Genomic DNA, 12,490 nt, shown 5'->3' with positions numbered 1-12,490 from the left:
AAATAGAGTATTGTACACTCATTTTAATCTATTAGGATTTTACAGTTCAAAATGTAACTTTAAGCCAACTTAATAAGCTGGTTTATGGAATACCAAGAGATATTTACGGAGATTTTAAAAAAGATGGACGATTATAAGGATTCCGGGAGTCCTGCGTCGTATATTCCGGAACTTCGTGATGTTGATCCAAGTAAATTTGGAGTTCATTTGATCACGAATACGAACGAAAATTACAGCATTGGAGATTCAGAAGAAAAGTTCTCCATACAAAGTATTTCAAAAGTTTTGTCCTTGGTAATGGCATACAAGTTGGAAGATGAGGATTTATGGAAGAGAGTGGGGGTTGAACCATCCGGTACTCCTTTCAATTCCTTGGTTCAGTTGGAATACGATCAGGGAATTCCGCGTAATCCATTTATAAATGCAGGAGCATTGGTTGTTTGTGATGTTTTGGTGGAGCATCTGGAAAATCCGAAGGAAGAATTTCTGAATTTTGTGAGAAGTCTATCGGGTAATTCTGCGCTTGAATATTGTTCCCGTATTGCAGAATCTGAAAAATCAACAGGTTATCGAAATGCTTCTCTAATCAATTTGATGAAGGATTTAGGGAATATCCGTAACGACATTGATACAGTTTTGGACTTTTATTTTAATTTGTGCTCCATAGAAATGACTTGTAGTGAGCTGGCCAGAACATTCCTTTTTCTGGCTTCGTATGGGAAAGATCCTATAACTAATGAGAAATTTTTAAGTTCCAGTAAATCGAAAAGAATTAATGCTGTGATGCAATTGTGTGGTTTTTACGATGAAGCTGGTGAATTCTCGTTTAAAGTTGGTTTGCCAGGGAAAAGTGGTGTTGGCGGTGGTATTGTTGCCATTCTTCCTAATCAATACAGCATTGCAGTATGGAGTCCAAGGTTGAATAAAAAGGGAAATTCGAGTAAGGGAATGAAATTTTTGGAACTGTTTACCAGCGAAACTGAATCTTCAATTTTTTAATTCATGTTAAAAACTCAAACCAAATTGCAACCGGTAGTCTCAGCCAAATGGCTTTCTCAGCATTTGCATGATCCTAATCTGCTTATTCTTGATGCTAGTCTAAAGGATAATAAGGCCGGGTTAAAATCAGAATACGAAGGTGTTCAAATTGTAAATGCGCGTTTTTTCGATTTGAAAAATACATTTTGTGATCCTGACAATCCAATTTCAAATATGATTCCAAGTCCGGATCGTTTTACCGCAGAGTGCCGTAAACTGGGAATTAATAAGAATAGTAAAATAGTTGTTTACGATAATTTAGGTACCTATTCAAGCCCAAGGGTTTGGTGGTTGTTTAAAGCAATGGGGCATAATGATGTTGCTGTTTTGAATGGTGGTTTGCCGGTTTGGAGTAAAGAAAATTTTGACGTTGAGACCCAGAAATCCATCGAATTGGAACCGGGCGATTTTCAAGCTGATTTTAATCTGGAATCAGTCTTGAATTCGGAACAAATTCTCGAAAATATCAATAGTGAGCAGAGCCTTGTAATTGATGTTCGTTCAGAAGACCGGTTTTTGGGCAGAGTTCCCGAACCCAGGGAAAATTTGAAAAGTGGTCACATTCCAAAATCCATTAATCTTCCTTTTAGCCGCGTTTTGGCTAAAGGAATGTTTCTGCCGAAAAATGAATTAAATGAGATTTTTGAACGCTTATCCGTAAAGAATAAACCCTTGGTTTTTTGCTGCGGATCGGGAGTAAGTGCTTGCATTGTTTTGCTGGCCTGCGAGCTGGTGCGAACCAACAGCAAATATCTTTATGATGGTTCGTGGGCGGAATGGGGACAGTTGGAAAATTATCCGGTCGAATAATTCTTCTTTGTATTTCTGATTTGCACAGAAGAATCATTTGGCTATCTTTAGAATCATTCTAAACCATACCACTGTAAAATGATGATTTTTTAGTGGAAATGAAATATCTATCGTAATCATGAATCGACTGCTACCTGTTAATTGTATTGAGGATATTTTACCGGAATACCGACATACACCCATTGGATTGCTGCTGGAGTTCCATAACTTAAAACGGCCTTTTGCCACTTATACCGAAGCCCAGCTTTTGGTTGGTATGTGTATGGATAATCGCAAACATCTGCACATTCCAGAAAACTTTTCATACATTATTCGGTCGGGAGGAGCTAACCTTCGTTACAGCGAATTTAAAGTTTCATACGCAATTTCGGTAGGAGGAATTAAGCATATTGCATTGATAGGTCACAACAATTGTGGCATGGTTAATCTGCATTCCCGAAAGGATGAATTTATAAGTGGTTTGGTTGGTACTGCCGGCTGGACTCCTGAAAGAGCCGAAGAACATTTTACCAATTTTGCTCCCATGTTCGAAATAGGAAATGAAATAGAATTTGTAGTGACTGAAGCCAAGCGATTGCGTGTGAAATATCCGAAAATTACAGTTGCTCCTTTGTTTTATCATGTGGAAACCAACCGTTTGTCGATTGTGGAAGAATAAAAATACAGTCGATGGGTGAACGGGTAATAATACAGCCGGCTGAGGCTTAAAATACTTTCAAAATAAAAATACTTTCATTGCAATGTCACACAAAAGATTAATGTGTGTAAAATAAAGTTTTTAAAGCTTGCTTTACAGTTTCGCTTTCCATTAAAAGTGTCCTGAAAGTCTGTTTTTCGAGGTCATCAAAATTCGCATACGATTTTTTACTGTTCAGGAAGTTGATAGCTCATCCTTACAGTAACTATAATTTATTTATTTCCTTCCAGGTCAAAGTTCAAAATTTCACAATTATTTATTCCAAATGCTTTTGTGATTTTTGTAATGAGTGAAATTCTCCCAAATATATTTTAAGAGTAGCTGTATTTAGTGATATGTATGAACTGTTCGCAGAATGATTTTTTTTCTGTTAAAATCAAATGAACTTGAATTTGGCTTGTAAATTAATTTGCTGTTAGTCAATCTTGTGTCTGTGTTTGTCATGGCTTTTTACTTGTGTCATAATCGGGTAATTTAAGTATCGGATTGCTCGCCGCCTGTTTATTGTAAATCACTATTTATTGGGATTGATAGCTGTTTAAGTAACTAATAGATTTGCTATCTAAAATAAATCCTAATTAAAATAGTAAAAAATGAAGAAGTTAATTTTTTTGATAGTATGTATTACTATTACAACAATATTACACGCTCAAACCGGAACAATTTCAGGAAAGGTGAACATTCCTGATGATAATGAAGGTGTTTTGGTAAATATTGGACTAAACGGAACAAATAAGGGAACAATTATAGATGAAAAAGGAAATTACATTATTTCTAAAGTTGACGAAGGATCATATCTTCTCGAAGCTTCATCTATTGGTTTAAAAACACAAAAAATAAACGTTAGTGTGATTGCCGGACAGGAAACAGTTGTGCCGGCTTTCAATATGGAAAAAACAGACGAAAAGATTGGCGAAGTTTTAATTATGGGGAATCGATACTCAAGCTACATTGCCGATAAATCATCACAAAGTTTGCGTTTTAATACACCTTTGCTCGAAGCGGCTCAAAACATTCAGGTAGTCACGAAAGATCTTTTGGATGATCAGCAACTGGTCGATATGCGTGAAAGCATAACCAGGAATATCAGTGGGGCACAAATGATTGAACATTGGGGTAGTTTTGCCAGGATCAATATGCGGGGATTTAAAATTCCTGCCTTTCGGAATGGAATGAATGTAGATTTACCATGGGGACCACTTACCGAGGATATGTCTATTGTGGAACGTATTGAGTTTGTAAAAGGACCTGCCGGTTTTATGCTGTCTTCAGGTGAACCGGGTGGTTTTTATAATGTGGTTACCAAAAAGGCCGAAGCTGATCAAACCAATGAAATCTCATTGATGATGGGTTCCTTTAATACGTTAAGAACGGCTGTTGATTTGGGGGGTAAATTAAGCAAAGATGAGCGTTTGTTATTTCGTTTAAACTTAATGGGCTCTACAAAAGATTCTCACCGCGATTATGAGTTTAATGATCGTTACACCATAGCACCATCAATTAAATTTCTGATTGATGAAAAAACGACACTAACAGCAGAATATATTTATCAGCATTCTAAAATGTCTAATATTGGGTCGGCCTATGTTTTTTCTCCAAATGGCTTTGGCGATTTGCCACGTGATTTTACTTTACTGGAGCCTAATATAGACCCTACCAACATCAGTGAACACAATGCTTTTGTTAATTTGGAGCACAAACTAAACGAAAACTGGACATTTACTGCCCAGTTAGGATATGTAAATTACGAACAGATTGGTTCGTCATTATGGGCTGACTCTGTATCAACCGAAGGTCTTGTTTATCGCAACATAAGTATTGGTGATGCTGTTAGCACTGCGAAATTGGGACAAGCTTTTGTAAATGGCGAAATTCAAACAGGGGCAATCAACCATCGCATTCTGGCGGGAGTTGACATCGGTGACAAAGAGTATTATGCAGACTGGTTTCAGGGAGGTTCTCTGGGCGGAGTAGATAATCCTATTGATATTTACAATCCGGTTCACAGTGTACACACATCGGCTATGCCTGTTTTTGACCGAAGTATGAGTATTCGCCAGCGTGCTTATAATGGAAGTTATCCGGCATCACAAATGACCCGCTATTCATCTTTATATGTACAAGATGAATTGGGTTTCTTTGATAATCATTTAAGATTAACCCTGGCGGGGAGATATACTTCTTACAAAACGGACGTTTATGGTGCATCTACTGATGATGAGGTGGTAACTCCACGTGTTGGAATCAGCTATTCTATTGATGAAAATACGTCGGTTTATGCCTTGTCCGATCAATCTTTCCTGCCACAATCGGGAAGCGATAAAAATGGAAAAGCCTTTGATCCGGTTGAAGGTCATGACCTGGAAGCCGGGATTAAACGCAAATGGGCTAATGGACGATGGAATTCATCTCTTACCTTTTATAAAATCACCAAAGAAAATGTACTGACAAGTGATCCGGAAGACGTGAATTACAGCATTCAATTGGGTGAGGCAGAATCAAAAGGTTTTGAGTTTGACATCCAGGGAGAGATTGTAAGCGGTTTGAACCTGATTTTGAACTATGCAAATACTAATGTAAAGGTTTCAAAAGACAGCGATCCAACCAAAGTTGGCACCCGCATGGCCGGACATGCCAAACACATGACAAATGGTTGGTTAAAATATCAATTTAAATCTCGGGGATTAAAAGGCTTGGGTCTGGGACTTGGTTATCAATATCAGGTTGATCGGTCATCGTGGGCCTGGGGGTCCGGCAACGAATCTATTTTGCCCGATTATTTTAGACTTGACGGTGCCGTTTCGTGGAAAAACGAAGATTTTTCAGTTGGCTTAAACATTAATAATTTACTGGATAAATATTTGTATTCAGGAAGTGGATATTCGGGATTCTATTATTGGCAAACAGAGCCGGGAACCAACTTCCGCTTAAATGTCAGCTATAAATTTTAAGACTTTATAAATTTTGTATGATCTAATCTCCTTTCTGCTTAAAGCGGAAAGGAGATTTGCAATAACTATTTCTAACAGATGAATGTTTTCTGTTTATTTAAATTGATTATCATGATAAAAAATGCAATTGCTAAAATTCATCTTTGGTTAGGCTTAACTTCAGGAGTTATCGTTTTGATTGTTTCTCTTACTGGATGTATTTATGCTTTTAGTAAAGAAATTACGGAATGGAGACGGCTGGATGCAAGTTATGTGGAAAAACAGGCTGACAGCACAATTCCAGTAAGTAAATTGTGGGAAAAGGCAGAGGAAGAGTTTGGTACTGAGAAAAAAATAAGTTGGGTGAATATTTATAATGATCCTAAAAAAACATGGATGTTTTATACTTATAAGCCTAATCCCGGAGGATTGACCTATTTTAGTTCCATCGAGCATTATGAGTCTTTATTTATTGATCCTTACAAAGGGGAAATAAAAGCTGTTTACAACGAAAAGTTAGATTTTTTCAATATTGTGAAATATTTGCATTGGAGTTTGTTGTTGAAAACAGAAATAGGGCAGCCCATAGTAGGTTGGAGTACATTTATTTTTGTGATTTTGCTAATTTCCGGATTGGTTTTATGGTGGCCGAAAAGTTTTAAAACAGCTCAAAACAGATTCAAAATAAAATGGAAGAAACCAACAAAATTGTACCGGAAATTATACGATCTGCATAATGTATTTGGTTTTTACAGCATTGTTTTTGCCTTACTAATTTCCCTTACCGGGATGGTTTGGGCATTCAGGTGGTTTCAGACTACAGTTTATGTCGTGGCCGCAGGAACAACGAGTCCTCCTGATGTAAGCATGGAAAAATCATCGCCCGAAAATTACATTGTGACAAACCCGGTTGATGAGGCGTATAGTCAAACCCGAAAAAAATATGCTGATGCAAATGCCTTTCGTATTTCGTTTCCGACCGATAGTCTTGGAGTGATAAATGTTTACGTGCAGCAAAAAGAAGGCATGTATTACATTAGTCACCAACTGCAATTTGATCAGTATTCAGGAAAACTGCTTAAGGAACGCAAACATTCCGATAAAAATTTTGGTGAAAAGCTGATAACAGCCAATTACGACATTCATGTGGGTGCTATTTTGGGGATTCCTGGCAAAATACTCGCTTTCTTAGTTAGCCTGATTTGTGCTTCATTACCTGTCACCGGGTTTTTGATGTGGTGGAAACGCCGCAGGAATCGTCAGCAAATCTCTCTTTTCTAATTCTTTTCAAGTGATAAAAATGATAAAGTCTGCTATTCGAAAATTATTTTTTTGGAGATCTGATTCAGGAAAAAGTGACATTACAATTCTTTACGGAGGAAAATCAGGTAATGCTGCTTTTGTTGCCAAAGAGGCCGGAAAACAATTTGTAAAACACGGATTGGCAGCAAGAGTTGTCAACATGTCAAGCTATCCGGTTCATTTAGTAAAGAATGAAAAAATGCTTCTGATTGTTGCAAGCACACATGGCGAAGGAGATCCTCCGCCATCAGTTATTCGTTTTTACAATTATTTGTTTTCTCAGGAAGAATACTTGGGAAATCTGCAATATTCGGTATGTGCTTTGGGCGATTCAAGTTATGAGTTCTTTTGTAAAACAGGTAAAGATATTGATGAACGTTTAAACGAACTTGGAGCCAGCCGTTTTTACCCACGGGCTGACTGCGATGCGGAGTTTGGACCGAATGCAGTCAGTTGGATTACCGGAATTCTGAATCAGCACCTTTCAACCTCAGCAACAGAGGAAATCACAATCAAAACTGATCAAGAGGTTCACTATCACAATGCTTTGATCAAAGAAAAATACCGTTTGAATGAAGGTTCTTCTGACGGGATATATCATCTTGTTTTGGGCATTGATTCATTGCAGGTGTCTTATCAACCAGGCGATTCTATTGGTGTTATTCCCCAAAATCCTTGCGAATTGGTCACTGAAATTCTCAAAACGGTTCACTGGTCAAGAGAGCAATCGGTTATTTTCGACAAAGCTGAATTTCAGCTGGGGCATCTTTTGCAAAACAAACTGGAAATAACAACTCTACGTAAGAGTGTAATCTGTAAATATCAGCAATTTGCTCAACACAAGCAGTTGGAAGAGCTAATCTCAGCAGAGGATCAATTGAATGCATATCTTGGTGAACATGATTTGTTGGATTTGTTGATCGACTTTCCTTGTGAGATGAATGCTCAGGAATTTGTTTCGGTATTGCCGGGAATTCTTCCCAGGTATTATTCAATTGCATCCAGTCAGCAATGCAATCCTGCAGAAATTCACCTAACTGTAAAACAAGTGCAATTTAATGTAAGGGAAAGAACAAGGAAAGGTTCATGTTCAACTTACTTGAATCAATGCTTACAAGTAGGCACACAAGTGCAGTTTAAATTGATGTCAGGCAATTCGTTTCGTCTTCCTGAAAAATCAGATGTACCGGTTATTTTAATTGCGTCAGGTACTGGGATTGCTCCTTTCAGGGCTTTTTTACAGGAAAAGGAATTGCAAAAAAGCGGTGATAATTGGTTGATATTTGGCGAGAAACATCAGGAATCTGATTTTCTTTATCAAAAAGAAATAAAAAAATGGTTGAATCACCGTGTTCTTACCCGTTTTGATCCGGCTTTTTCAAGAGATGATGAAAACAAGATTTATGTGCAGGATAAAATTCATGAGAATGCTGATGAAATTTATCAATGGCTAAACAAAGGCGCTTGCATTTATGTTTGCGGATCTTTAAAAATGGGAATGGGCGTTCGTCAGACAATCCTTAAATTGTATGAGAAGAAACATAAGGGGGAATCGGAAGTACCAGGTTTTTATCTTGATCGCCTGATTGGTGCTGGTCGGTACCGTGAAGATTTGTATTAATTTCCCTATTCGGCAAAATACAACTTTTGTTTCTTCCTTATTTTTAGCCTCATAATAATAAAATACACCTCAACCTTTCGGGTTGAGGTGTTGTTTTTAGGAACAGCCTCGGCATTTTTAAATAGGTTTTTTCAAAGAAAAGCTTCTTCTTTTCAGATAATTAATTAATTACTGTAGTTTTGCATTTCAATTGGATGGAAGTAGAGAAAAAATGGAATTAAAACGACTAAATAAGGCAATTGCCGAAACAGGATATTGTTCACGAAGAGAGGCTGATAAGCTGATTGAAAGTGGGAGAGTTAAGGTGAACGGAACAACAGCCGATTTAGGTGTTAAGGTTACCAGCGAGGATACGATCAAGGTAAAAGGACAAACCATTACCAGGCAAGTAGGAAATATTTATTTGGCATTTAACAAACCAGTTGGCATCACCTGCACTACAGATACTCATATAAAAGGGAATATCATAACTTACCTTAATTATCCGGAGCGGATTTTCCCAATCGGGCGATTGGATAAACCGAGTGAAGGACTTATTTTTCTCACCAATGATGGCGATATCGTGAATAAAATACTTCGCTCACGAAACAATCACGAAAAGGAATATCTTGTTCGGGTAAACAAAAGAATTACATCCGATTTTATAAAAAAAATGGGAAATGGTGTTCCTATATTAGATACCGTAACTAAGAAATGTAAAGTTTGGAGAGTTGATGATTTTACATTTAAAATAATTCTGACTCAGGGATTAAACAGACAAATTCGCAGAATGTGCGAATATCTGGATTACAATGTGAAAACCCTGCAGCGGCTTCGGATTATGAACATCTCCTTAGGCAGCTTAAAAGTTGGAAAGTACCGTTCATTTACTAAAACTGAATTACAAACCTTGCTTAATTTGTGCGAGGATTCCGCTAAAACCTTCGATGAGATTTAAAATAGTAATATTCTTAAATTTTTAATTCCTTTTTTCTTTACTATGTTGTTGCAAGATCAATTAAATCAGGTAATATCGTCTCTGATTTTTTTATATTTGTAGGAAACCAGATCGAATTGCAACTATGAAACCTGCCAATTTAATTCTTCTTTTATTTTTACTCTTTCAGACGACTTTTATATCCGCAATCGAAAAGCCGTTTGGGATTTTTGTCATTAATCACGATCGAAGTGAGTATCAGGCAATGAGCCAGAACTGGGCTGTAGCATTTGATGAGCTTGGGAGGGCTTATTTTGGGAACAGCGGCGGTGTACTTGAATACAACGGGAAAGATTGGGTTTTGCATCAGCACAGATCTAAATCGGCAATTCGATCTCTGCTGTTTGATGAGCAGAGCCAAAGATTGTATTCCGGTTGTTATGAAGATTTTGGATATTGGAAGAGGGACAGTTTAGGCGTATTAAATTATTATTCATTAGCCGAAAAATTAAACGATTACAAGTTTTCCAGTGAGAGAATCTGGTCCATTGTTAAGAGCGGAAAAGAAATTCTTTTTCAGTCATTCCCAACACTTTTTATATACAATACGGAAACCGAAGAGGTAAAATCAGCAGCGCCGGGAGGTGAACTGATGTTTTTAGGAAAGGTAAATGATACAGTCTATTCAAGAATCAGCGGTCGGGGAATTTGTAAAATAGAAGCCGGAGAGATTAAAGTTATTGCTGATTCCGATTTTGCAAAAAATGCAACCATCCGTTTTTATTTGCCCAACGAGCGGGGTATTATTGTTGGCGATGGGAAATCAGGACTTCATATTTTAAAGGATGGAAAAACTAAGAAATGGAATTGTGAAGCCAATGAGGTATTGTCTTCAAAAGATGTAAATTCTGCCGTTTCCATTGGTGATACTGCATATGCAATAGGAACTTTATTGGGTGGTTTATACATTATTAATCATGATGGTAAAATCCTTAGTCACATCGACCGGCAGTCTAAACTGGAAAACAATACTGTTTTGGGAATGGCTCTCGATCATTCAGGAGATTTATGGCTGGGAATGGATAATGGATTGTCTTATGTCGACTTAAATTCGACCATTGAGTATAAAATAGATATGGATAATGCTCCGTCAGCAATTTATTCTGTCATAAAACACAATGGATACATTTATATTGGAACAAATAACGGGGTTCTTTGCTCAAAATTTGATAAGGATTATGCAGACCTGGATTTTAGGGAATTATCCCTTTTAGAGGGAATTACCGGGCACATTTGGAAATTGGAAATTTTGAGGGGCGAACTCTTGTGTGGCAGCAATAATGGTATCTTCAAACTGGATCAGGGAAATGCTTATCCATTGTCAACAGCAATCGGAGGTACTGATTTTGAAATTATTGAAAAAAACGGGCAGGAATGGTTAATAGAGTCTACCTACTTTAAGATTAGAATGTTTAAAAGAGAAAATAACCAGTGGGTTTTTTCTCATTTTGTTGATGGATTTGAAGGTGCATGTCGGTTTATTGAGGTTGATCATGCAGGTTATGTTTGGATCAGTCATGAAATAAAAGGCTTGAATCGTTTGACGCTGTCTGGTGATTTTAGAAAGGTAGTATCCAACAAGTATTTTGGATTGGAATCAGGCTTGCCTACAGAATATCAGCTGAATGTTTTTACAGTTAACAACCGGGTGGTTGTAACAACAGGAGAGGAGATTTACACTTATGATGATCTCACGGACAGAATGCTGCCTTTTAACAAGTTGAATAACACTTTGGGACGTTTTAAAAAGGCTGTAAATATTGTAAATGCCGATCAAAACCATTTTTGGGTTATCACCGATAATGAGGCGGTTTACATGAAAAACACAGCAGATTCGATGAGTTTTGTAAGTGCTTTCACCTTGGATAAACAATTTTCATTTCCCGATAAGTATCAGAATATTTCAATTAACAAAGATGCCAGTGTTTTATGTTTGGAGAATGGTTTTGCTATCCTTCCCAATGAATCGAATGATGTATACAAGCATCAGCCATTGGTCATCACCCAAGTTGTAAAGGGGAAAAAAGGTGTCGGTAATAAGGGAATTTTACTGCCTTTGCACAACAACAAGGTTTTGGAACTTAAGAACAGAGATAATTCTCTGGAATTTACTATTAATTCGGTTAACTATGGTCCTAACGATGTGACCTATCAATACCGTATTGTAAATCTTTACGATGATTGGATTGAAGGAGAAACTGAAAGTGTAAATACAATAAATGATATCCCGCACGGAGAATATGTATATCAGGCCAGAGCTGTATTTTCCGACGGCAGCAGATCAAATGTGGTAGAATACCCATTCGTAATTTTGCCTCCTTGGTTTGCTTCAAAAACAGGCGTTGTTGTTATCATTTTATCGCTGGTGGTTTGTGTTGGTTTACTGATTGTTTTTAACAAACGCATTTTGGAGAAACAGACCAATATCATTGAGAAAAAACATACCGATCAACACAAAAAAAACGAATCGACAATAGAGCAGCTTCAGAATGATGTTTTACAGAAAGAACTGGAGAATCTGCAGGGAAAATTAACGGTTTCAGCCAATGCTCTGGTTGAGAAGGACAGATCGTTAAATACAATAAAACGCGAATTGGATATCATGTTCCACAAATTGGAAGGGCGTTTTCCTCACCGCGATTACGATAAGATTTTGAAAGTAATAAACGGACAGCTGACTCAGAAAAAGGACATGCTCGATTTTGAGCGGCATTTTGCCGCATCTCAAAGTGGGTTTTACGATGGGTTGAGACAGAATTATCCAAATTTAACTCCTGCGGATCTGCGATTGTGTTCTCTCTTGAAAATGAATATGAATTCGAAAGAAATTTCGATGCTTTTGGGAATTACAGTTCGAAGTGTGGAGGTGAGCAGATACAGACTACGAAAAAAAATGGAGCTGGAACCCGATGAAAATCTCACCAAAGTGATTATGAGGTATTAATTGACTTGTCAGCTAATATTCTCACTGCAATCAAGCCGTCTATGCCAGGGGATGACTTGAATCTAAAAGAAACATTTTGGCATAGGTTTGTTGGTGATTTACTATTATTACTGCAGATCTGTATGTTTCCACCATAGGAATGTAACTTACTACTGCGGAAATGCAATATGTT

General features: G+C 37.3%; 8 protein-coding genes. All 8 read left to right on the top strand.

Going from position 1 to position 12,490, the window contains the following annotated elements; genetic code table 11:
- Positions 1 to 84 precede the first annotated feature (84 nt).
- The 8 genes from BZG01_RS06445 (at position 85) to BZG01_RS06410 (ending at position 12,318) form a co-directional block, all read left to right on the top strand.
- Positions 85 to 999, top strand: a complete 915-nt coding sequence (locus BZG01_RS06445; RefSeq protein WP_101309014.1) for a glutaminase — start codon at positions 85 to 87, stop codon at positions 997 to 999.
- A 3-nt stretch (positions 1,000 to 1,002) separates the two neighbouring features.
- Positions 1,003 to 1,848, top strand: coding sequence for a sulfurtransferase (locus BZG01_RS06440; protein WP_101309013.1), 846 nt, complete (start codon positions 1,003 to 1,005; stop codon positions 1,846 to 1,848).
- Between the two features lie 118 nt (positions 1,849 to 1,966).
- A complete protein-coding gene (locus BZG01_RS06435; protein WP_101309012.1) occupies positions 1,967 to 2,506 on the top strand; it encodes a carbonic anhydrase in 540 nt (179 codons plus the stop codon).
- 632 nt (positions 2,507 to 3,138) lie between these two features.
- Positions 3,139 to 5,496 (top strand): TonB-dependent siderophore receptor, encoded by a 2,358-nt coding sequence (locus tag BZG01_RS06430; RefSeq protein WP_101309011.1) that lies wholly within the window; start codon positions 3,139 to 3,141, stop codon positions 5,494 to 5,496.
- A gap of 111 nt (positions 5,497 to 5,607) precedes the next feature.
- Positions 5,608 to 6,756 (top strand): PepSY-associated TM helix domain-containing protein, encoded by a 1,149-nt coding sequence (locus BZG01_RS06425; protein ID WP_101309095.1) that lies wholly within the window; start codon positions 5,608 to 5,610, stop codon positions 6,754 to 6,756.
- Between the two features lie 19 nt (positions 6,757 to 6,775).
- A complete protein-coding gene (locus BZG01_RS06420) occupies positions 6,776 to 8,398 on the top strand; it encodes a diflavin oxidoreductase (protein ID WP_101309010.1) in 1,623 nt (540 codons plus the stop codon).
- 211 nt (positions 8,399 to 8,609) lie between these two features.
- Positions 8,610 to 9,335, top strand: a complete 726-nt coding sequence (gene rluF, locus BZG01_RS06415; protein ID WP_101309009.1) for a 23S rRNA pseudouridine(2604) synthase RluF — start codon at positions 8,610 to 8,612, stop codon at positions 9,333 to 9,335.
- A gap of 124 nt (positions 9,336 to 9,459) precedes the next feature.
- A complete protein-coding gene (locus tag BZG01_RS06410; protein WP_101309008.1) occupies positions 9,460 to 12,318 on the top strand; it encodes a helix-turn-helix and ligand-binding sensor domain-containing protein in 2,859 nt (952 codons plus the stop codon).
- The last annotated feature ends 172 nt before the right edge of the window (positions 12,319 to 12,490 follow it).

Source organism: Labilibaculum manganireducens, assembly GCF_002843385.1.
Classification (GTDB): Bacteria; Bacteroidota; Bacteroidia; order Bacteroidales; family Marinifilaceae; genus Labilibaculum; species Labilibaculum manganireducens.
The sequence above is the reverse complement of the archived record's forward strand: the minus strand, read 5'-3'. Positions and strand labels throughout refer to the sequence as shown.